Below are 22,153 nucleotides of genomic sequence, written 5' to 3'. Positions count from 1 at the left end.
ACGCAAGCGCGCCGCGGGAAAGGGACTATAGCGTCACGACAGCGAGTCGTGTTCAGGCGGATTTCTGACGGCGGCGAGCGACAAACCCCAGCAAACCCAGGCCGGCAAGCAGCATCGCATAGGTTCCAGGCTCGGGCACGGCCGATACCAGGTTGCCATTGCCGCTGAACGTGGCGCCGGTGCTGAAGACGATATCGCCGCTGACCTTCATATAGTACGCACCGGCGGCCAGGTTCGCGAACGACAGGCTCCATTTGTCGGTCGCACCGCTCAGCTCCTGGGTACCGCCCTGCAACAAGGTGTTGCCGACGCTGCTGTACAAGCCAAAGCCCGTCAAATTCAAGCCGGTCAGGGCGCTGGTGCTTTGCGAAGTCAGGACCACGTTGAGCGCGCTGGGCTGCGTCACGTTAAACGTAAACACATCATTGAAAAAGCTGCCCTGTTGATTGTTCTTGAACTTGTCGCCAAATGTCAGCGAACCGCCGCTCTCCAGCTTGACGGCTTTCGGCAGGGAACTGATGTCGACAGCCGCAGTGGCCGCCTGGGACAGCAGGGCCGAACCGGCAAAAGCCAGGACAGCCAGAATAGAGCGGGTATTGTTCTTCATGCGACTCCACCAAGCAAAATTGTGGCCGCAACGCGGCCACATGAATTTATATAATCAAACCAGCAAGGATAATAGCATAAAGTAACTTTTTAAGTTATTTATTTTTTAATAAAAAGTTTCTTTATGGCATCAAAATAAGAGGCGAGAACTATCGCCCGTCAGCCACCAGGGCAGGCACATGCAGCAGTTATAATTGGCAAAGTTTTATCAGATTGACGGATCATCTCAAGAAAAGGAAGTCATATGTCCACCTGGACGGCATTGCATGCGGACACATTCCGGTTATACGGGCGCAGTGGTTGGCGCCTGACGCTGAAAGGGGCTGTCGGCAGCCGTCCCTTCCGCGCGATCGTCACCATGCGCCTGTGCCAGGCCGCGCGCGACGCCCGCGCTCCCTGGAAATATCTGCTACCGTTTTGCAAGCTGCTGCATCGCAGCGCCACCCGCCGCGCGGGTATCGACTTTTCCTGGCAAACCCGGGTCGGTCCCGGTTTCGCCCTGACGCATGGCTGGGGCACCGTCATTTCGCCTGGCGCCGTCATCGGCAGCAATGTCACCCTGCTGCACGGCGCGACCCTGGGCCGGCGCGATAGCATCACCGCCCCGGACCAGCGCAGCAGCGCCTATCCGACATTGGAGGACGGCGTCTGGGTCGGCCCCCATGCCATCATTACCGGCGCGATCACCATCGGACAGGGCAGCCGCGTCGCCGGCGGCACCGTGGTCGTGGCCGACGTGCCGCCCGCCTCCATCGTCGCGGGCAATCCCGGCAAGATCATCGCCAGCGACTGCGTTCCCGACGTCATGAATGCGGCGCCGCTCGGTACGCCCGCATCTCAGGCGCGCTGATACGCATCCGCATGGCGCACGATATCGTCCTCTCCCAGGTAAGCGCCCGTCTGCACCTCGATCAGGTGCAGCGGCAGCTTGCCAGGATTTTCCAGCCGGTGGATCATGCCGAGCGGAATATATGTCGATTCATTCTCTGTCAGCAGGCGCACCGTCTCGCCGCATGTGACGCGCGCCGTGCCGCGCACGACCACCCAGTGTTCAGAACGGTGATGGTGCATCTGCAGCGATAGTTTCCCACCTGGATTGACGACGATGCGCTTGACCTGGAAACGCTCGCCCACGTCGATGCCTTCATAGCTGCCCCAGGGACGGTAGACGAGCCGATGCTGCACGTGCTCGGTGCGCCCATGGCGCTCCAGGTGTTCAACCACTTGCCGCACGCGCTGCACCTGATCGCGCCGCGCCACCAGGACGGCATCGTCCGTCTCCACGATCACCAGGTCCTGTGCGCCCAACACGGCCACCATCCGGCTTTCCGCCCGTATCATGCAGTTGCGGGCGCCGTCCAGATAGACATCGCCACGCACGACATTGCCCTGCTCATCGCCTGGCAACACGTCCCACAAGCCGGACCAGGAACCGATATCGCTCCAGCCCATGGCGGCGGGAAGCACCACGGCGCGGCGCGTGTGCTCCATCACAGCATGGTCGATCGAGACGCTGCGGCAGGACGAAAAAACATCCGCTGCCAGGCGAAAAAAGTCGAGGTCGCGGCAACCGTCGGCCACCGCGGCGGCGCACGCCGCGTGCATGGCCGGTTCGAATTGCTGCAACTCGCGCAGGTAACTTGCGGCGCGGAACATGAACATGCCGCTATTCCACAGATAACGGCCATCGGCGAGGAAGCCACGCGCCGTCGCCAAGTCCGGTTTTTCCACGAAACGCTCAACTTCGCGGCCCTGCAGCGAACCGGCCAGCAGTGCGCCGGAAAGAATATAGCCGTAAGCCGTTTCCGCAGTGGTAGGAACGATGCCAAAGGTGGCAAGCTCGCCGGCCGCGGCCAGCACAGCCGCTTGCCCGACCACCTGGTGAAACGCCGGTACGTCGGCGATGCAGTGGTCGGCAGGCAGGACGAGCATGACCGCCTCGGCATCGAGCGTCAGCAGATATTGCGCGGCCACCGCCACTGCCGGCGCCGTATTGCGTCCCAGCGGCTCCAGGACGATGGCCAGCGGCGCCACGCCGATCTGGCGCAACTGCTCCGCCACCATGAAGCGGTGCTCATTGCCGCACACCAGCAGCGGCGGCATGGCCTCGAGCGCGGCATGACCCAGCCCGCGTACGCGCAGCACGGCTTCCTGCAGCAGGGTCTGCTGCGAAAGCAGCGGCAACAATTGCTTGGGCAACGCCTGGCGCGACAAGGGCCACAGGCGGCTGCCGGCACCTCCCGACAGGATCACTGGGTAGATTTTCATATCGGGCTCCTGTCGACTCAATGGCGCACGCTTCCATCGGCGGTCCGGCACTCCGGCCGCGGCGCCGCTGCCTGTCTGAAGGATAGTTCGATAAGGCGCCGTCGGCGCCCCAGGAAGATGGCCAGGCCCAGTGTAGGGGACTATGCCAGAGAGGAAATTGATACAGTGCAAAAGAGGAGCACATTAACGGGACAAGCGTGGCCGCCTGTCCCGCCGTGCCGCCCAACGGCTGTTACAAGCGCCAGACCTTGATCCCCACGGCGCGCAATGCCGCCTCGTCAAAACACGCCTTCACATCGATGAAACAGCCGCCCTTGATCAGTTTTTGCTGGAAGTCTTCCACGGGCAGCGACGTCAGCGCGCGGTGCGACACGGCAGCGACGATGGCATCGGCGCGCGGCAACTCATCCCACGCAAACAGGCGCACGCCATACTCGTGCATGGCCTCCTCCGCATCGGCATACGGATCGTGCACGAACACTTCCACGCCATAGGTCTTGAGTTCGTTAATGACGTCGCCCACCTTGGAATTGCGCAGGTCGGCGCAATCTTCCTTGAACGTCAAGCCCAGCACATTCACGCGCGCGCCCTTGATATAGCTGCCGGCGGCAATCATGTTCTTGATGGTCTGCTCGGCGATGTACTTGCCCATGCCGTCATTGATGCGACGGCCGGCCAGGATGACCTGAGGATGGTAGCCCAGCGTCTCGGCCTTGTGCGTGAGGTAATACGGATCGACGCCGATGCAATGCCCGCCCACCAGACCTGGGCTGAACTTCAGGAAGTTCCACTTCGTGCCGGCCGCCGTCAAGACTTCGGAAGTATCGATGCCGATCTTGTCGAAGATGATCGCCAGTTCGTTCATCAGCGCAATGTTCAGGTCGCGCTGGGTATTTTCAATCACCTTGCACGCTTCCGCCGCCTTGATGCTGGAGCAACGGTGCACGCCCGGCTCGACGATGGATTCGTACATGGCGGCCACCGTTTCCAGCGTTTGCGGCGTGTCGCCCGAGACCACTTTCACCACGTTCGTCAGCATGTGCTTGCGGTCGCCCGGGTTGATGCGCTCCGGAGAATAGCCGACGAAGAAATCGCGCTTCCACTGCTTGCCCGACGCCTGTTCCAGCACGGGAATACAGATTTCCTCGGTCGCGCCCGGGTATACGGTCGACTCGTAGACGACGATGGCGCCCTTCTTCATGTGCTGGCCGACGCTCTTGCTGGCGCCGATCAGGGGGCCGAAGTCGGGGCTGTGGGCCACGTCGACCGGCGTCGGCACGGCGACGATGATGATGTCGGCCTGCGCCAGAATGGCGGGGTCGGACGAGTATTCGGCATGCACGGCGGCGGCCATCTGCTCGTCGCTCAGCTCGCGCGACGGATCGACGCCCCGCAGGCAGCTGTCAACCTTGCTTTGCACAATATCAAAGCCGATGGTGCGCGCCTGCTTGCCGAATTCGGCAACGAGGGGCAAACCGACATAACCGAGGCCAATCACGGCAATAGTAGTCATAACAATACTTTCAATCTAAAAGGTGGAAACCGTAATTCGGCGATGGCGCCTAGCGGCGCAGCGCTTCCTTGAAGAACAGGCGGATAAAGCCCATGTCCTCGATAAAGTAGCGCCGGAACATGCGGCGCGGTTCCTGTAAAAAACGATAAAACCATTCCAGACCCGATTTCTGCATCCACACGGGCGCACGCTTGACGCGGCCGACGGCGACGTCGAAGGTGCCGCCCACGCCCATGGCGAACGGGATTTTCATCTGCCCCTGGTACTGTCCCAGGAAGTGTTCCTTCTTGGGTGAACTGATGGCGACAAACAGCAGGTCGGCGCGCGCCTCCGTGATCTGCGCGACGATGCCAGGCTCCTCCTCCGCACTCCAGTAGCCATTACGGTAGCCGGCCACGGTCAATCCTGGATACTTCAGCTCGTACAGACGCTTGACCTCGCTGACGACCTCCTCGCGCGCGCCCAGCAGATACACGCGCCACTGCTTGTCGGCGCTGCGGCGCATCAGCGCCTCGAACAAATCGACGCCCGCGACGCGCTCCTTGAGCGGCTTGCCCAGCAGGCGCGACGCCCACACGACCGGCATGCCATCGGCATTGATCAGCGCGCAGTCATTGATGATGCGCCGCAATTCGGCATCGCGTTCCGCCTTGACCAGCTTGTCCACATTGACCACCACATGCTGATGGGGATGGCCGGACTGGATGAATCCCTCGACTTTTTGCAGGGTTTCTTCCATCGTCAGATTATCAATCTGACAGCCCATCATCGTGATACGGGCGCTCATGACAGCTGCGCGGCCAGCACGGCCACGATACGTTCGGCAGCCTTGCCGTCCCACAGGTGCGGACGCTGCCCGCGCTTGCCTTCGCCGCGCAGTATTTTGCCGGCCTCGGCCACGATGCGCTGCGGATCCGTTCCTACCAGTACATTGCTACCTTCATCGACAGTGACGGGACGCTCCGTGTTTTCGCGGATCGTCAGGCACGGCACACCCAGCGCCGTGGTTTCCTCCTGCAAGCCGCCGCTGTCGGTCAGCACTACGCAAGCATCCTTCCACAGATTCAGGAAGGCCATGTATCCCTGCGGTCCCACCAGGGTCACGTTCGGCCCGAGGTCGATGCCGAACTTGTCCAGGTTGGCGCGCGTGCGCGGATGCACAGGGAAAATCAGCGGCAAGTCCTGCGCGATCGTGCGCAGCGCGCCGCCGATCGATTGCATCATGTCCGCGTTGTCCACGTTACTGGGCCGGTGCAGGGTGACCACGCCGTAGCGCTGTCCCGCGCCCGTATGGGCCGCCTTGAAAAGCGCCCCCTCGCCTTCGGTGACGACGCCGGCACCGAGCTTGTCGGCCTGATACAGCACGTTGTCCACCATCACGTGGCCCACGTAGTGCACGGCCGCTTCCGGCTTGCCTTCGCGCCGCAGGTGTTCCAGCGCGCTGGGTTCCGTGACGAAAAACCAGTCGCTGATACTGTCGGTGACAAGGCGGTTGATCTCCTCCGGCATGGTCATGTCGCCGCTGCGCAAACCGGCTTCGACATGGGCAACGGGAATATTGAGTTTCTTGGCAACAATGGAACAGGCCAGCGTGGAATTCACGTCGCCCACCACCAGCACGGCGTCGGGACGCTCGGCCAGGCACAGCTCTTCGAAGGCCAGCATGATCTTGGCAGTCTGCTGCGCATGGCTGCCGCCGCCGGCGCCCATGAAGACGTCGGGCTGGGGGATACCCAGCTCTTCGAAGAAGACGTCGTTCATTTCGCGATCATAGTGCTGGCCGGTATGAATGATCTTGAATCCAAGCCCGCCGTGGGCTTGCAAGGCGCGCACGATCGGTGCGATTTTCATGAAGTTGGGACGCGCTCCGGCAACCAGATAGAGGGTAGGCATCGAATGTTCTTTCAACGTTAATAAGGTCTAAAATAATGCCATCGTAAATTCTGCCGCGATATCGCTGCCCTCGGCAGTGACGCACAAGGTCGTACAGGCAACTTTGACTTCGTAGTGGAGCGAATACCAGCCCAGCGGCGGCTGCTCTCTGGCGCTGGACAACTGCAAACGCAGCTGGCTGCCGGTAAAACGGCCTTCCAGGCGGAAACGCGCGCCGCTTACCACCAGCACCTCGCCGTCCAGCGCCACCGACAGGTCGGGCGCAAAATGCCAGAACTGTTCCAGGCGGTGCGCCTGGCGTGCCTCGGCGCAATCCTGCACGCTCAAGCGCCGTGTTGCCGCATCGAATTGCACGCTGCGCACATGGCGCACGGGGTCGGTCAGGCGCAAATAGCCATCATGCGCACCGCGAAAGACAAACTGCGCGGGATCCTGCGGCATCTGCAGCACGCTGCTCGCCGCCTTGCGCAACCACATGAAGCGGCCGCCGCTGACGGACTGGTCCAGACCATCGACCCGCAAGGTGTTGTGCGCGGAAGTGCCGCGGAAATAATCGCGCCACTTCATATCCTGCCAATACGAGTAGGTACCGGGATCGACCAGGCACTCTTCGCCGCCGATCGACAGGGTCAGCGCCAGCGCGTCGGCATGCCCATGCGCCGCGATGCCCAGGTAGCCGAGCGGACCGCAATCGAGCATGCCCTTGATTTCTGTGGGTAGACCGAAATCGTTACCGAACAGCAGGTAACCGCCATCGGCAAAATTCCAGTCGCTGGCCCGTCCATCCACGGCAGGCACGGCTGGCAACTCCGTGCCGCCAAGCAACCATTGCGCCGTCGCGCCATACTGCGATGGCGCTTGCCCCCCCCACAGTACATCGGCCAGCGCCAGCAGCATTGCCGGCCGGTCGCCCATCGTGCCGGGCTCCAGGCGAAAGACGATGCCGTCATCGGCGTCGCCCACCATAGGCACATGGCCGCCGACATCACGCACGGCACGCAGGAAATGTGTGGCCCGCTGCAGTACCTGCCAGTAAGCGTCGCTGAACGGCGTTTTGGCGCGCGCACCGCTCAAGCCCGCCAGCAGCAGGAATTCGGCGGCGAATACCTGATAGGCAAATGCCTGCTCGCGGTTGACGCCATCGGCTGAATGCTGCAACTGCGCTTGCTGCTCCAATTCGCGCGCCGCCTGATCGCGCCAGGCCGCACTGTGCTGCCAGCACGGCCAGGTTTGCGCCGCAACATACAGGCCGGCCAATTCACCGATCAGATGATTGTTTGCCGACGAGTGGCGCGACAGATGACGCTGGATAAACTGGCAGTGGGAAAAAATGCTGTCCAGCCAGCGCGATCGCCGCCGCGCCCCGGCTTCTCCCGTGAACAGGGCACCGTTGCCGCCCCCCATGATGTGCCAGATCAGGCTCCAGTTAATCAGGCGGATGCCCAGTTCCAGTGAGCTGGTCCAGTTCGGCCCCGTCAACGGCGGGCATTGCTCCAGCCAGGAGTCCAGCTGCCCCGCCAGCGCATCGCGGTAGCGCGCGTCGCCGCTCAGCGCCCAGGCCTGTGCCAGCCGCACCAGATGCAGATGGCGGTTCAGCTCCCACACGTGCTTGATATCGCCCACGCTGCTACGGTCGGTAATGTCGAGCGCAAGGCTGAAACTGGCAGGTCCCGCCACGCCCGTCAGGGGATCGGTATTCCAGCGCGGCGATGCACCCACCTGGAAATGCGCCGTGGCAAAGAGTACCACGTCACCCGCCATGATCGCGTCGGCTTCGCGCAGATACAGTGCCGCGTCCGCCAGCCGTGGTGCAGCATACGGCGAGGCGATGCCGGTTTGCGCCAGCGGCGCCGGGATGGCTGTGCTCAGCAAGCCATGGCGCAACAGCCGCGACTGCCACACCTGGCGCAGGCGATACAAAGGCTCGCCTGGCGGCATGCAGCGCAGCCGGTTCCATAGCCAGCCCAGGCGACTGGTCCGCGCGCGCACCACGCTCGTCGCCACACTCATCGTCCCGCTCCCTCGAGGCGCGCGTAAAGCGTCGCCAGCTTGTCGAGCATCAGTTCGGTATCGAAACGCTGCTCGATCGTGGCCCGCCCCGCCGCCGCCAGGCGCTCGCGCAATGGCTTGTCCGCAAGCAAACGCTGCAATGCACCAGCCAGGCTCGCGACACTCTCCGGCTCGATCAGCAAGCCATTGATGCCGTCCTGCACCGCTTCGGGGATGCCGCCGACGGTCGTCACCACCACCGCCTTTTGGGCCGCCATGGCCTCGAGCATGGCCATGGGCAAACCTTCATGATAAGAAGGCAGCACGAAGATGCTCGCACGCTCCATTTCCGCGGCTTTCTGATCTGGATCTATCCATCCGAGCAATTCAAGCCGGTCGGCAATACCCAGTTCAGCAGCACGCGCACGGACCTCGGCCAGTGCGCCCTCGCCGCCCATGACCAGGCGCAGGTGGGGAAATTGTGCGCTCAGGCTGGCCACGGCTTCGACCAGTTCAAACACCCCTTTTTTCTTTTCGACGCGGCCGAGGAACAACAGGCGCCCCTCCTCTTCCGGCAGCACGGGGGGCAAGGCGGCCAACTTGACCGAATTGGCCACGACCAGCACGGCCGCGCGCGGCGCGAAAGTCTGCAGAAACTCGGCCCAGGATGGCGACAGGCCGATCACGGCCGAACTTTTTTCCAGGGTGTGGCGGATCCACCAACGGCCCACGGGACCCACCTCATCCATGGTGAACTGGCGGAACTCGCCACCGTGCAAGTGAAAGATGGTTTTGCATCCCATGCCGCGGGCCAGCGCCAGCAGGACGGACTTGCGGTAGAAACTGGCGCGCGACGAACAATGCGCATGCACGAGCGGCTTCGCCCCGGTCAGGCGCACCGCGAGCAACTGGCGCAATGCGTTGAAGGCAAGGGCAAGCTTGTCCATCGCCGGCACTTCGGCATGCGTCACGACATAGCGTACCGCATGCTCATCCAGGAAACCCTCCCGCAGCAGGACGCAAACGACGGCCGCCACGCCACCCTTGCCTTCCGGCGCGGTGCCCAGCATCAATGCCTGCGGCCTTTCGTCACTCACGCCGCCATCCCATGCCAGCCCACCGTGACCAGTAACTCACCCATCGATCATCTCCCAGATCAGATTCATTGAAGACATTGCAGAAAACACTTTGTGCACGTGCAATACGACTAACAAAAAAATAATGTTAAAACAACACAATCATTGCATTCATTACCACAATTGTCAACCGCAGCACGGCACTTTTCTTGTCTGTGCGCATCTGGAAAACCATGCACCAAGCATAAATCATGACGCATGGAAATTTGTCTCTTTCTCTCAACATCGGTTTGCCAACAGGTATCGACCGCCTCCGGTAAAAAAAAACCTCTCCGCCAGCGCTGCGCGGAGAGGTCATTCATATCAGGAGAGCGTCAGGGGGTCGGCAAAAAAACGCGTCCACAACTTGCCCAACCATTGCCTGCAGCGTCTAAACCAATCCCGCATCGAGCTTTCCGATGCGAACTGATCCGGCTGCCGGGCAGGCAGTCATTTCGGTATCGTGACCGTCTGTGCCCCAACCTTCAGGGTGCGCGCGACAGGATCGAACACGGGTGCCGGATTGCTGCAGCCGACATCGAGCACGACCACAAACTCGGCCTTGGGTTGCAGCACGGTATTCACAAACGCGCCGTGGTCTTCCACCGTGCCTACTTTTGGCGGAGGGCCGGTGCGCTTCTCGAAAGCAATCGGCATACCCGTCGACACGGGAATCAGGCACACCATTTGTCCATCTTTGGCGACAACCACCTTGCCATTCTCGCCCGTCTGCATCGGTGCATAGGAATGGAAATTCCATTCAAACTTGCGCGGCGTGGCCGACGCCAGGACGTCGACGACCACCGCCGCATTGGCACCGCGCAAATACCAGACCTTGCGCACGGCCTGCGTCAGGGCGCCGCTGTACGCCGGCGTGGCATCGCCTTCCACATAATCGAGCTGAGGTGTGGTCGAGAAGGCCGTGATCTTGCCGCCATAGGCTTTGGTCCTCGTGTAGCCCTGCGGTGTATAGCCATCGATGGCTTGACCCAGGCCGCCATCGAAGGTGACGGCATTGTGCGCCCGCGTCTGGCGATACCATGTGCTGGCCAGCGGTGAACCATAATAGTCGGAGTAACCAGACTGCCCCAGCAGCGCGACGCCGTTGCGTACCAGGACAATGCTGTTCTGCTCGCCATGGCTGTGGTTATACGAGCCGTACGGACTCGATTTGAAATACAGCGAGGTCCGTCCGTTGTCGGCCATGCTGCTGTGCATGGCCGCCCAGCCTATGCTGGGGTACAAACGGGCATTCTCCGGAGGCAGCGGCGTGCTGACCGACGAGACGGGCAGCGGATACGGCGCCTGCAGCAGGGTCAGCGCGTCCATCTCCACAGGCAGCGCGCGGAAATACCAGGCCGCCTCGGGACTCGCATAATGCGACACGAAGGCCTTCAGTACCGCGAAGGTGGGTACGACTTCCGCCTCATCGCCAAACAAATGACGCGGCGTACCGGGCGGCACGAAGTGCATGAAGTAGCGCACGAAACCCTTCGACCATGGCTTGCCGAACATGTCGATGCCGGAAGCGCTGGCCAGCGGCTGCCATACCTGCAAGGCAAGGTCCGCCGTGTACTGCGCATACGCCGTGCCATTCGCAAAGCCGCCTTCCGGACCGCTCCAGGCGCTGAATGCCGCCGCGTAGGCGCGGAAGGAAAAGTCAAACCAGGTATCGGCTTCCTTGATTTCACCGAGCGACAAGGTGGCGATGAGGGCAAGGAAACCCAGATTCGTGCCACCATGGGAGTCGAACGGATATTGATCCATGCGGCCATTGCTACCGGCCAGATCGGCGTAGATATCGTTGGTGCGCAAACGCACGACATTGAGCCACGCGGCGCGGCGGGTACCGTCGATGGCACTGCCCAGCGTATCGATGGCCTTGATCAGCGTCAGCGCGATGACGCGCGTGCCCTGGTCCTGGTTGACATAGCTGGTCGGACCATATGGATTGAGCGCGGCCAGCATATCGCCGCGGTAGATCGCCTCGGTCAGGTACTTCTGCTCGCCGGTCAGGCGGTACAGCAGCGAAGCGCCCTCCAGTTGGCGTCCATTCGCCGATACCAGAGCACGGATATTAGCCGTCTGCGCAACGTTGGCAGCCGTCAACACGGAACCCGTCTGCAGTGTCCAGTTTGAATCCAGAACTCCAGCGCCAGGCTTGACTGTCACCCAGTCGACCTCGGAGCGCATCTTGAGCATGGCGGCATTGCGCTCGGCCTTCAGCGGCGCGCTCCAGGCACTATATAAAGGCAGGCCCTGCAAACTGCGCGGCCTCGGCATTTTAGCGATGCGCGCGCGCAAGTCCGCATTCTCCGGCACAACGAACGGCGCCGAAGCCGTCGTGATCGTGAAGTTGCGGTAATCGGACCATTCCACGGTCGGCGTGGGGCGTACGCGCCAGGAATAACTACCGACTGGCAATAGCTGGCTGGGCAACAACCAGTTACGGGTCGTTGTATAGGTACTCACCGCGCCGGTGGCCGATTTGACTTCCACCGTATAAGATGCCGGCGCAGACACATGGCGCGACCAGGTAAAGGTGGGGGGATTTTGCGCTTGAATCTGCAGGTTTGTTGGTGCTGGCGCCACCACGACTGGGTCGACGGACTGCACCCAGTCGGCATGCGCCGGCCCTGCGACCGACAACACACCAGCTGCCAGCAATATTGGCAGCTTCACGGGAAAGAATTTCATAATTTAGCCTCCGAGGCAACGGCAATAAGATCGGAACCGATCTTGAAAAATAGGTGTGACAAGGCTGGCAAGATAAACCATTTTGCAGCGCAAAAATATTTGTGATTCAACGCGAGATTTAGAGACCTGGACAGGCCTCAATTGGAGTTGACGCCTAGCATTTTATTATACGCATTTTCATTTATTTTTTTTATGCTCATTCACGACCCAGCGGAACTTAACAGAAGATGTGTTGGGGATATCCGACGTTAATACAATTTCGACCATGATATCCTTATCTACCAATTGTCGAATATTCTCGATGAGCGCAAGTTCCTGCACTTTGGAGAACGCGGGTGCGGGTACGATGCGGATTTGCCAGCGGTCCTGCGCCACCTGCGCCACCTGCGACTTGAGGATATGTTCGACGCCCTTGAAGGCGAAGGTCAGCACGGATGGGCTGACGGGTTGACCATCGCCGCCAAAAATCGCATCCTCGTACTTGCCGCTGATTTCTTCCAGCACGGGAAATGGCCGGCCGCAGGCGCAAGCACCCGCCTTCCAGCGCGCGCGGTCCGACAAACGGTAGCGCACCAATGGCATGACGTGGTTATGCAGCGTCGTACCGACGACAAAACCGAAATCCGTCGTCGGCTGGCCATCGCCATCAACAATTTCCACATATGCATAATCGGCATTTACATGCATGGCGCCAAATTCACAGGCGCTGGCAAACGCCACCCGTTCGGCCATGCCATACATATCGCTGACCCGCGCACGGAAACGCTCCTCGATCAGCGCGCGCTGATGCGGATACAAAGGCTCGGAACTGGTAAAGACCAGCGGAATGGACAGGAAGCGCTGCTGGCGCTGCAGGTAGCTGGCCAGGGTGAAGGCCGTGGATGGATAGGCTTGCAGCATGGCCGGCGCGTAAGCGTCGAGCTGATCGCAAATCGCTGCCATATAGCCTTCCTTCAGGTGACGCGAGGAGATCATCAACTGTTTGTCATGGCGGTTATAAAACCAGAATGGCGGCGCCTCGCGCGACTGCGGCACGACAACGTCGCCGCGCAGCACGGCGCTGCGCGCGCCGCGGCGAAAACCGCTACATTCCCAGTGCCTCCACACAAAAGCCATTTCGTACAGCACGGAAAGCGGACTGCGGAAGATCGTCAGGGGCGTGCCCGTGGTGCCGCTGGTTTTGCCGACACTGTACCAGGGCTTGGTCTTGCCACCGTTCGGATACAAACGCTGGCGGTTGGCGAGCAAGGTACTCTTGTCGATGATGGGAAAGTCCCGGCGCAACACTTGCAGCGTGTCGCCTACGGGAAAATGCTTGTCGATGTGCGCGTAATACGGCAGCTTGTCGATCGCGCATTGCAAGGTTGCGTGCAGCAAGTTCAACTGCAAACGGTCCATGCCCGCCTGGTCGAGCTGCGCATTGCGGCGCAGGCGTGCCAGCAGATGCCGGCTCAGAAAATTATCGCGCAGCAGCGAACGAAGGCCATAAAACAGCTCTTTTTTTACATTTTTCTTCATTCGGTGTCTTTAATACGTGTACCACATTTACCATGGTGCCAAACTGCACCGGCCTATACCGCCGTATTCTCGGACAGGATCTGACTGGGAATCGCCTCGCACGGCGAGCGCAACCTGGCCGTAACGAAACCCCTTACCAGGCCTGCGGCAGAAAGATGCCACAGCAAAATAGAAAAACCGGCATCATAGACACTGCGCTTCTTGACGCACAGGGCCAATGCCGCCAGCCCCCCCAGCCCCAGGCATGCCGCAGGCAGACGCCAGTCGGGGGCCAGCAGCGCGGCACCGAGCACCAGCGTCCAGAAACACAGCACCGCCAGTGGATGCAAGCACATGCGCATCACACGCCAGCACCAGGGCCGTCCCAAGGCTGACTTAAGCAGCACGCCGCCAGCATCCATGCGTCTGCTACGCCATTGGCGCCAGATCAGCGCGCCAGTCGATTCGGCATGTCCCGTATGATACACCGCCACCGTGTCGAGCCGCAGCATGCGCCAGCCGTGACTGCCCAGGCGCAAGCCCAGTTCCGCCTCCTCATATGCCTTCAGGTTGCGGTTTCCCGCATATCCTCCGGCCTCGTCCAGCGCCGCACGGCGATACAGTCCGCCACCCGCCAGCCACTCGACGTCGCCGGCGCGCGCGGCGGGCTTGTTTTTCAGCCGGTGCCGGTCAAACCGATTATTGATGTGCCGGTCGCGTAATACGCCGGAAATGCCACCCAGCGTCGCGTCGTTTTCGATGAGCGCCAGCGCCTGCTTCAGAAAGTCGCCCTGCAGTTCCATGTCGCCGTCAAGCAGATACACGAACTGGGCGCGCGTATGCTGATAACCAAGCTGCACCCCGGCGCCGCAGCCGCGATCGGCGGGCAGCGTCAACTGGACGATCTTCACAGGATAAGCCCGTGCAAGGGCGACGGTGGCATCGGTCGACAACGAATCGGCGACCAGCACCTCCACGCCCCCGGCAATCCCGGCAATGGCATCAAACACGGCGTTGAGGCAGCGTTCGATATTATGCGCTTCGTTGTATGTCTTAATTAAGATCGCTAACTTCATTATCCACCTGTGTAGAGCTGTCCAGTCCATCTGTCGATAGCGGCCCGCCGGCCTGGCCACCGCGTATACGTGCAGGAATGCCAACGGCCGTGGCGCCGGCAGGCACGTCGTGCAGCACGACGGCGTTGGCGCCTATGCGCGCGCCATTGCCGATATGCACGGGGCCAAGAATCTTGGCACCGCTACCGATGAGCACATCGTCGCCGATTTCCGGCACCCCGTTCAATCCGGCCCGTCCACCGAGCGTCACATGCGGGCCGATATTGACGCGGTCGCCAATCTTGCAGCGGGCATGCACCACGATGCCCAGTCCGCTATAACCGAACAGCACATCGCGGCCGACGATACTGGTCGGCGGCAGCACGATCGAAAACACGATACGGTTGAACATATAGAGAAGGCGCGGCAACAGGGGGATGCGGGCCCGCGCGAGCAAGTGCGCAATCCGGTAAATGGTCAGCATGGCGCCTCCCCGCTCCGCTCACGCGCCGTCCGTTGGCAAGAAAAAACAACAAGGCAACTCATGCCGGCCCCCTGAAACGCCCGTTGGCAAAGTATGCCGGCTGTTTTTTCTCAATGACATTACGCTTGCTCAGCGGCCGCGCCCCGCGGTCAATGATGTAAAAAATATACGCCATGGTGCCGAAAAACTCGGCGCCCAGTATCCCGTTCGGCGCGATCGGCACTTCCGTCATCGAACGCACCAGCAGCACGGCAAGCATCACCAGGCTGGCGCCATTGGTGGCCTTCGAGGCGCGCATCGCATAGCGGACCAGGAAAAACAGAAAGGCCAGCAGGGATGCCAGTCCGATCAGCCCCGAACGGCTGAACACCTGCAAGTACAAGTTATGCGCGGAAACCGCGCCGCTCAGCCCCAGGCGCAGGCGGTTTTCCAGGTTCCAGAACGATGCTCCCTGGCCAAACAGGGGATTTTCCATCCCGCCCTTGATGGCTGCGGACCAGATCCACAGCCGGCCCGTGCCCGTACTGAGATCACCCACCGCGCGCGAGTCGAGCTTGCTCTCGATCATCGTTAATAAATTCACGTCAGAAAACATGATCCAGATACCCACCATGACGATCACGAAGCAAAAGCCCATCAGCAGCACGGCCAGAAAGGCCGAACTGTTGCGGTTGTAGCCGCGGGTTTGCGTCCTCAGGTAGTTCCATATCTGCATGCAGGTGATCATCATGCCACCCATGAAAGCCGTCAGGATCGACGTCTTGGACTGCGACATGATCATCGTCAGCCCTGCCGCAAAAAGAATACCGAAATGTAGCCAGCGTTTCTTTTCTGGCTCGGCCATCTCCATCAGGAAAAACGCGCAGGCGACCGCGCCGAGCGCATTGGCGTGCGCCGTCACGCCCCATAAACGCAGGTTGAAGCCTGGAATCAAGCCATTGTAGCCAGGCTGGAAAGCGGCGCTGGGCGTGACGATGGCCGCGACCAGGCTACCGAACACCAGGGCTCCCAGGCAATACTTTGAAACCCGCACAGGATCGATGTCCGATACCTGCAGATACAGGAACATGGCAAGGTAGACAAAAAAGGGATAGATCAGCGACACGTGGAAGTAATAACGCTGGCCCATAAAGATGGGCACGATGCTGAACGCCACATAAAACACCATGAAGGCGATCACGATATCGTTGGGCGCGCACATGTCACGGCGCGTAAAGCGCGAGTGCTGGCGCAGCTTCTTGTTGAAATCGAACAACCATGCCAGGCACAGGGCGAAGGAGCTGCCGATCACGGCCATCAGGATCAGCTTGGACAACAGGCCCGAGGCGCCATCGCCGTCGCTCATGTTCATCAGCCCCTGCTCGCTCAGGGTCAGCTTGCGGAACGACAGGACGATGCTGCTGATACTGGCGGCCACCGTCAGCAACAAGACCGTCGCAAATGCCCAACCGCGCCAGCGTGCGGCAATGCCGGCCACGAAAACGGCGCCGCCAATCGCCAGCAAAGCAAAGAGCAAGGCGCCCAGAGGCAACAGAAAATAGATGATTAACTCTTCCATGGATAGCCCTTAGCTCGCTTTCATACTATTTTTTTTCATCAATTTCTCACAGGCCCAAGGCACTCGCCAGACGGCGTCCGGGGCCAAAACGTTGCAAAACATACATCAGCGCGGGGCAGAAGAAGAAGCTCGGGAACAACTTGCACACGCACACGCTCAAGATCAGCTTGCCCCCCAGTTCCAGCAGCTCGGCAAGCAGGCCCGGATGCCCCGGCGCCAGCCATGACACCAGGGGCAAGGACCAGAGCATGCCCAGCACGAGCGGGCCGCGCAGCACATAGCCGAAGTCGGCCCCGGCAAGCCGGGCACTGACGGCGATGGTTCGCATCTGCAGCAGCAGGCGCACCGTATAAGCGATGCTGATCACGATGCCCACATAAACCAGCTCCACATGCACGGCGAAGTACAGTCCGGCCAACATCAAGGCCAGGCAATAAGCCTGCGAGCGCAGCACCGTGCCTTGCCCGCCCGTCGCCGTCAATACCGCGCCAGACAGGGTGCTCATGGCCAGCGCCACCATGCCGACCGTCATGGCGGCAAACAAGGACGCGGCCTGCAGCCATTTCTCGCCAAACACCAGATGCACGAGGAAATCGGCATGCGTCAGCGCATACGCATACGATGGCACTATCAGGATGGCAATCGAGGCCAGCGCGCTGAGGTAAAGCTGGCGTATGCGTGCCAGGTCTCCCGCCAGCGCGGACGCAGTGGAAAACAACACGGTTTGCATGGTCTGCGCCAACTGCATGGCCGGCGTACGCGAGAGCATCGACGCGGCATTGAAATTACCCAGTGCCTGCGGTCCCAGCGCACCGGTGAAGACGCCGCTGGCGTTGTCCACGGCCCAATTCAACACATTGATGCCAGCCACCTGGCGGCCCAGTGCTGCGGCCTTGCAGGAGTGAAACGGATTGCCGAATACCAAAGGATGCGGACTAAAGTAATAGCTGAGGGCAAACTGCAATATCGCCTGCGCATACCAGGCCGCCAGCAGCGCCCATACACCGGCTCCGGCCAGGGCCATGCCGACGCCAACGACGGGATAGGCGATCAGGTAAGCGCCGGTGGTGGCATACTGGATTTCACGAAAACGCAACTCGGCGCGTAGCCGGGCCTGAGAAATGCCATACACGGCAATGACCAGATACGAAGGCGCCGAATAGCGGAACAAGGTGCCAGCCAGCGGATTGTCCAGCCAGATGGCAAGCGGATAGGACATGCCGAAAACGAACAGCATGCCGAATACCGAACCCAGCATTAACCGGGACAATACCACGCGCAGTTCCTCTTCCGAAAAATCACCCTGCATCAATGCCCAGCCAAAACCCTGGTCGATCACCAGCGCCAGCACGCCGAACACCAGCAGTGCATAGCCGAACGTTCCCACCAGTTCCGGTCCCAGTTCGCGCATGATGACGACTTGTGCACCGAATTGCGCCAGCACACGGATCAGAGTGCCTGCGTAGTTACTTTTCACCGCGCCGAGTGTCTTTGCTGCAAGAGTCATGTTTTTCTAGGTAAGTGAAACAGCACATGGTGCGGCGCGCACCGTGTGTCTAGCCGTGTATGCCCATCAGGCGAAGCTTGCTGGCGGGGTCGAGCGCCACCTGCATAGCTTTGACGAAGTCGTCCTGCAGGCGGAAAGCGGCAGCCGTGTCGCGGTCGATCGACGACACGCGGAACAGCAGGCCATCGGGAATCTGTCCCTTGAAACCGTAGCGCATTTCCACCAGTTTCTTGTCCGTGCGGTTCGTCACCACCACATCGCCCACCGTCGTCCAGTACGTCACAGGCTCGTAGCGCTGGTTTTCCATGCTCGTCTCCAGTCGCTTCAAGGGGATATCGCCCTGGCGCGTCGACAGAATCTCCTCCCGCGTGGCACCGATCTGGAAGCCCTGTGCCGGATAGCAGATTTCCGGATAGTGCACTTGCGTGGTGTCGCTCTGGTCCTTGCCGTAGGCAATCGACAGCATGATGCGTTCGCCCCGGTCATTGACATAGGTGCGCGACAGGATCTGCGTGTAGATGCGCTTGAGTTCTGCCTGAATTTGCGGGTCGATCACGGCGCCGATAGACGTCTTTTCCTCATGCCATACGCCAAACTGGCTGGGGACGATTTTCTCGAGCGCCGGCATCGGCATGGTTTCGGCCAGGCGGATGGTCGGCTTGGCGTACGCCGCAGCCAGGGAGGCGAGCACCATCATGCAGCTCAGCACAAACATGGAAAGTCGCGATGGTTTCATACTGCCCCCTTGTGACGGCGCTGGCGCATATTCACGAACCATTGCAACAGCGAATCAATGGAAATGATCAGGATCAGGGCGCTGATGAACAACACCATGCCGGCAAAACCGTGCAGGAAACCCTGGCCTGCGGCATCGCCAAAGTAATAGGTAATCAATGTCAGCACGATGACGCGCACCACGTTGGCGGTAAACGAAATCGGCACGATCAGGATGGCCAGCATGACATTGCGAAATGCCGACGTATGGCGCACCACATTCATGTAGAACAGGCCCAGCGATTCCAGGGTCAGCAGCGTCTGCAAGCCAGCGCAGGCATCGGCCACGAGCAGCTGGTACTGGCCGATCTGCAAGATGACGCCGCTGCGCGCGATCGGATAGCCAGCCCAGAAAAGCAGGTGCTCGGTGACATACGATACGGCCATTTTCATCGGCATCGTCAGCGCGCTGACAATAGCACCTGGCAAGGGAATCATGAACAGCATGAAAAAGAAGGGGAACCACTGCGTTTTCAAGGCGCGCGCGCCAAAGAACAGCAGCAGCAGGGCCGCCAGCATCATGATGAAGGAAGCCAGCTCCATGCTCTGGATACTCTGCGAACGCCCCATTACATAGAACAGCAATGCCAGTATGGCCAGCGGCCAACCGGCAGCCGAGCCGCCCGTGCCGCCCGCAGCGGCAAGCATGGCCGGCCATTGCCGCCCTAGCAGCCACAAGGCGAGCAGCAGAATGATCGGACCGTGCGCATAACTCTCCGTGGACCACAGGCCAAAGGCCAGGTCGTGGAAGGTGGGCACGTACATGGCCAGCAAGCCCAGCAGCATAGGCCACCAGTGCAGCAGCAACTGTTTCCAGTCCAGCGAGGCGGCTGGTCGCGACTGTGCGAGCGTGGCCATGTCAGTAATCGACCAGTACGGAACCAACCACTTCCGAACCGCTGCGCTGCAGCTGCTCGCGCATGGCGTCGATATCGGCCAGGCGCGTCTTGTTCTTGCGCACGACCAGCAACACGCCACCGACGCGGGCACCCATCACGAACGCATCGGATCCCGACGACACGGACGCCACGTCATACAGCACGACATCGTAGCGCTCTTCCAGCTGCGTATTGAGCGCGCCAAAGGCAGGACGACTCAGCAGCTCCTGTGGATTCGGCGGCAAGGTACCCGCACCCAGCACGGACAGATCGACGAAGGAATCGATGACGGAAATGGCGTCCTGCTGGGCGCGCCCGGCCAGGACATCGGAGAGACCCTGGCGCTCTTCCAGCGCGAAAATCTCGTGCTGGCGCGGCTTGCGCAGATTGGCATCGACCAGCAAGGTGCTTTCACCGAGCTGCGAAAACACCACGGCCAGGTTGGCGGCGAACAGGCTGGCGCCATCGCCGCTATCGACGCTGGCCACGACGAGCGCCTTGCGCCCCAGCGAAAACCAGCGCAGCATCAACTGGCTGCGCACGGCGCGCAAGGTTTCCATTTGCGGGCTGAAGGGCTGATATGCCGCCACCAGCTCGCTGGCAAACTTGCCCTCGCCTTCCTGCAGATACGGATAGTCGAATTGTCGCGCCAGCACGTGCTGGATGTCAGCTTCGCTGATCAAGCCGAGACGCAAGGCCGCTTCGCCAAAACGGATGCCGAGCTCCTTCTGCATGCGCAGCACGCGCTCGGCATTTTCCGGGGTGATTTTGCCCGAGGCCAGCAACAGGGCGCCGATGCTGGAGTCGCCGCCCCGCAGGGGTGACGGTTTCGAAACAGGATGCGCGGGAAAGTTCATATTCAATTCCATCAATTAATTGGCACTCAGGCGGCGGGCCGGCAGAAGACGATGCAAGCCCTTGCGACGGCGCGGTGCGGCTTTCCAGTCGACCATGCCCAGTACTGGCACTTGCAGCAAGTCAGCCAGATCATGGTCGGAACGCACGCGGCGGTCCAGCATTTCAATCAACAGGCCCAGGCCGATACCCAGAAACGTTCCCAGGACGATGGACAACAAGGTATTCATCAGCACGCGCGGGCTGGACGGTTCGATCGGTGGCACAGCAGGATTCAGCACGGCAATGTCGGACTGGTCGGACTGGCCTTCGATCTTGGTTTGCGAGAAGCGTTGCGATGTCACGTCGAAGGCGCGCTGGGCGCTTTCCACATCCTTTTGCAGCACGCCCATCTCATCGCGGGTACGGTTCAGTTCCAGCACCTTCGACTTTTGCGCCGCCAGCGCCGCGCGTACCGAAGCTTCGCGCTGCTGCTGGATCTGCGCCGCATTGCCTACGCTATTCGAGGCGACGCGCAGCTGTTCGCGCAGATCGGCACGCAGCTTGTCCGCTTCGGCCTTCGCGCTCTGGTACTGTGGATGATTCTTGTCAAGACGCTGTCCCAGTTCGGCCAGCTTGGCTTCGGCATTGCCGAGCCCCATTTTCAAGCTTTGAATCAGGGGATTCGACGCCACGTCCGGCGATTCGCCGCCATTGCCGCCAGTAGCCATGCGCTGGCGCGAATTTGCCTCCATCAACTGGCCCTGTGCCATCACCAGCTGTGCGGACAGATCATTCAAGCGATTCGATTCCACGTCGAGACGGTTGTCGACGCTGACGATACCGTTTTCCTGCTGATACTTGGAGAGGCGGTTTTGCGCCTTTTCCACGTTATCGCGCAGCATCTTGGTTTGCTCATCGAAATAACTGGCCGCTTTTTTCATCGGCTCCACTTTCAGCTGGATGCTGACTTTCTGATATTCGTCGGAAAAGGCATTGGCCACGGCTGCCACGAATTGCGGATCGGACCCCTTGAAGCTGATGTCGACCACGCTGCTTTCGCGCGATGGCACGATTTCCAGTTTTTTCAGCAAGAGATTGGCCAGCCAGTCACGGACCGTTCCCTTGCCTTCTGTCGCCGCATTGAATTGCTCGATGACGGCCGGACTATTGGCCAGGCCCAGGTGATCGACCACGCGCAAAGCCACATTCTTGCTGCTGATGATATCGATCTGCGTGGCCATGTATCCAGGCAACAATTGTCCAGGCATGGCCAGGCCCGTGACAGGATCGACGCCCTTGTAGTTCATGACCAGGGAACTGGTGGCTTTATAGCTCTTCGGCAATAACAGGCTGACAGACAGCGTGGCGAGCACGGTGATGATCAAGGTCAAGAAAATAATCTTCTTGCGCGCTTGCAAAATCAGCAAAAATTGAGAGAAATTCATGTTGGAACCTTCAATACTGAATGATAAGAACGAGGCG

The 22,153-nt window shown here is 60.6% G+C and carries 18 protein-coding genes; 1 reads left to right on the top strand and 17 read right to left on the bottom strand.

Going from position 1 to position 22,153, the window contains the following annotated elements; all coding sequences use genetic code 11:
• Window positions 1-52: 52 nt before the first annotated feature.
• On the bottom strand, window positions 53-607 hold the full coding sequence (locus U0004_RS08435) for an FxDxF family PEP-CTERM protein (RefSeq protein WP_070253550.1): 555 nt from the start codon (window positions 605-607) through the stop codon (window positions 53-55).
• A gap of 243 nt (window positions 608-850) precedes the next feature.
• Here U0004_RS08435 and U0004_RS08430 point away from each other — a divergent pair, with 243 nt between their 5' ends.
• Entirely contained in the window at window positions 851-1,456 is a 606-nt protein-coding gene (locus tag U0004_RS08430) for a serine O-acetyltransferase (RefSeq protein ID WP_070253549.1), read from the top strand.
• Here the strand turns inward: U0004_RS08430 and U0004_RS08425 are convergent.
• The 16 genes from U0004_RS08425 to epsF all read right to left on the bottom strand — a co-directional run bounded on the left by U0004_RS08425 (window position 1,444) and on the right by epsF (window position 22,116).
• Window positions 1,444-2,874 carry a mannose-1-phosphate guanylyltransferase/mannose-6-phosphate isomerase gene (locus U0004_RS08425; protein ID WP_070253548.1) on the bottom strand — a complete coding sequence of 477 codons (1,431 nt, stop codon included), beginning with the start codon at window positions 2,872-2,874 and terminating at the stop codon, window positions 1,444-1,446. The two genes, U0004_RS08430 and U0004_RS08425, sit on opposite strands and share 13 nt — an antisense overlap.
• Window positions 2,875-3,106: 232 nt before the next feature.
• Window positions 3,107-4,387, bottom strand: a complete 1,281-nt coding sequence (locus U0004_RS08420) for a nucleotide sugar dehydrogenase (protein ID WP_070253547.1) — start codon at window positions 4,385-4,387, stop codon at window positions 3,107-3,109.
• A gap of 49 nt (window positions 4,388-4,436) precedes the next feature.
• Entirely contained in the window at window positions 4,437-5,174 is a 738-nt protein-coding gene (locus tag U0004_RS08415; RefSeq protein WP_070253546.1) for a WecB/TagA/CpsF family glycosyltransferase, read from the bottom strand.
• Window positions 5,171-6,280 carry a non-hydrolyzing UDP-N-acetylglucosamine 2-epimerase gene (wecB, locus tag U0004_RS08410; protein ID WP_070253595.1) on the bottom strand — a complete coding sequence of 370 codons (1,110 nt, stop codon included), beginning with the start codon at window positions 6,278-6,280 and terminating at the stop codon, window positions 5,171-5,173. Before wecB ends, U0004_RS08415 begins: the two co-directional genes overlap by 4 nt.
• Before the next feature lie 27 nt (window positions 6,281-6,307).
• Entirely contained in the window at window positions 6,308-8,290 is a 1,983-nt protein-coding gene (locus U0004_RS08405) for a heparinase II/III family protein (RefSeq protein WP_231958424.1), read from the bottom strand.
• A complete protein-coding gene (locus U0004_RS08400; protein WP_230522489.1) occupies window positions 8,287-9,366 on the bottom strand; it encodes a glycosyltransferase family 4 protein in 1,080 nt (359 codons plus the stop codon). The genes U0004_RS08405 and U0004_RS08400 overlap by 4 nt, the downstream gene beginning before the upstream one ends.
• Window positions 9,367-9,834: 468 nt before the next feature.
• Window positions 9,835-12,081 carry a heparinase II/III domain-containing protein gene (locus U0004_RS08395; protein ID WP_081345399.1) on the bottom strand — a complete coding sequence of 749 codons (2,247 nt, stop codon included), beginning with the start codon at window positions 12,079-12,081 and terminating at the stop codon, window positions 9,835-9,837.
• A gap of 177 nt (window positions 12,082-12,258) precedes the next feature.
• Window positions 12,259-13,599 (bottom strand): phenylacetate--CoA ligase family protein, encoded by a 1,341-nt coding sequence (locus U0004_RS08390; protein WP_070253544.1) that lies wholly within the window; start codon window positions 13,597-13,599, stop codon window positions 12,259-12,261.
• Window positions 13,600-13,652: 53 nt separating this feature from the next.
• Window positions 13,653-14,654, bottom strand: coding sequence for a glycosyltransferase family 2 protein (locus U0004_RS08385; protein WP_167468640.1), 1,002 nt, complete (start codon window positions 14,652-14,654; stop codon window positions 13,653-13,655).
• The gene (locus U0004_RS08380) at window positions 14,632-15,117 is read right to left on the bottom strand and encodes a serine O-acetyltransferase (protein WP_070253542.1); all 486 of its coding nucleotides are present in this window, start codon (window positions 15,115-15,117) and stop codon (window positions 14,632-14,634) included. Before U0004_RS08380 ends, U0004_RS08385 begins: the two co-directional genes overlap by 23 nt.
• Before the next feature lie 58 nt (window positions 15,118-15,175).
• Complete coding sequence (locus U0004_RS08375; protein WP_070253541.1) at window positions 15,176-16,675, bottom strand: O-antigen ligase family protein; 1,500 nt, start codon at window positions 16,673-16,675, stop codon at window positions 15,176-15,178.
• A 46-nt stretch (window positions 16,676-16,721) separates the two neighbouring features.
• Window positions 16,722-18,182: an oligosaccharide flippase family protein gene (locus tag U0004_RS08370; RefSeq protein WP_081345398.1), complete on the bottom strand. Its 1,461-nt coding sequence runs from the start codon at window positions 18,180-18,182 to the stop codon at window positions 16,722-16,724.
• A 49-nt stretch (window positions 18,183-18,231) separates the two neighbouring features.
• Complete coding sequence (gene epsI / locus U0004_RS08365) at window positions 18,232-18,918, bottom strand: exosortase-associated protein EpsI, B-type (RefSeq protein WP_070253539.1); 687 nt, start codon at window positions 18,916-18,918, stop codon at window positions 18,232-18,234.
• Entirely contained in the window at window positions 18,915-19,814 is a 900-nt protein-coding gene (gene xrtB / locus U0004_RS08360) for an exosortase B (protein WP_070253538.1), read from the bottom strand. Before xrtB ends, epsI begins: the two co-directional genes overlap by 4 nt.
• A 1-nt stretch (window position 19,815) precedes the next feature.
• Window positions 19,816-20,691: a chain length determinant protein tyrosine kinase EpsG gene (gene epsG / locus U0004_RS08355; RefSeq protein WP_070253537.1), complete on the bottom strand. Its 876-nt coding sequence runs from the start codon at window positions 20,689-20,691 to the stop codon at window positions 19,816-19,818.
• A gap of 15 nt (window positions 20,692-20,706) precedes the next feature.
• A complete protein-coding gene (gene epsF, locus U0004_RS08350) occupies window positions 20,707-22,116 on the bottom strand; it encodes a chain length determinant protein EpsF (RefSeq protein WP_070253536.1) in 1,410 nt (469 codons plus the stop codon).
• Between the last annotated feature and the right edge of the window lie 37 nt (window positions 22,117-22,153).

The sequence above is a fragment of the Janthinobacterium lividum genome (assembly GCF_034424625.1).
GTDB lineage: Bacteria > Pseudomonadota > Gammaproteobacteria > Burkholderiales > Burkholderiaceae_D > Janthinobacterium > Janthinobacterium lividum.
Note: the sequence above shows the minus strand (reverse complement) of the source record. Positions and strands in the feature narration are given on the sequence as shown.